This is a genomic window from Corallococcus sp. AB049A (assembly GCF_003668885.1).
Taxonomy (GTDB): domain Bacteria; phylum Myxococcota; class Myxococcia; order Myxococcales; family Myxococcaceae; genus Corallococcus; species Corallococcus interemptor.
Map to the genome: position 1 here is coordinate 1 of NZ_RAWL01001126.1, position 442 is coordinate 442.

At 66.3% G+C, this 442-nt stretch carries 1 protein-coding gene; it reads left to right on the top strand.

Annotation, left to right across the window (positions count from 1 at the left end; translation table 11 throughout):
• The coding region (locus D7X55_RS46525) for a S9 family peptidase (RefSeq protein WP_199747422.1) at window positions 1–239 on the top strand (239 nt) is incomplete at its 5' end.
• Window positions 240–442 lie beyond the last annotated feature (203 nt).

A 442-nucleotide genomic window follows, 5' to 3' on the forward strand; every position in this document is an offset into this window, starting at 1 on the left:
CGATCCGTTTCATCAACGGCGTGGACGACAACACCTCCGGCACGTTCCCGATCCAGAGCGAGCGCATGTTCGCGGCGGTGAAGGGCCTGGGTGGCACCGCGCGGCTGGTGATGCTGCCCAACGAATCGCATGCCTACCGCGCACGCGAATCGATCATGACCATGCTGGCCGAGAGCGAGCGCTGGCTGGAGCAGACCATCGGCCCGGCCGAGCAGGGCACGGCGAAGAAGAAGCGCTGATACGTGCATGAGGGTGGCCGCTGCAACAGCGGCCGCCTGTGCGGCTGCGCCGCCGCCCGAGCATGGGCTCGGGCGCTACACGGTGTCACGCGCCATGACGCTTGTAGAGCCGAGCCCATGCTCGGCTGCGTCCGCCATGGATACGTGCAGATGAAACCATTCTTGCATCGCAGCACGACGCCCGATCTGGGATAGGCTTGGGG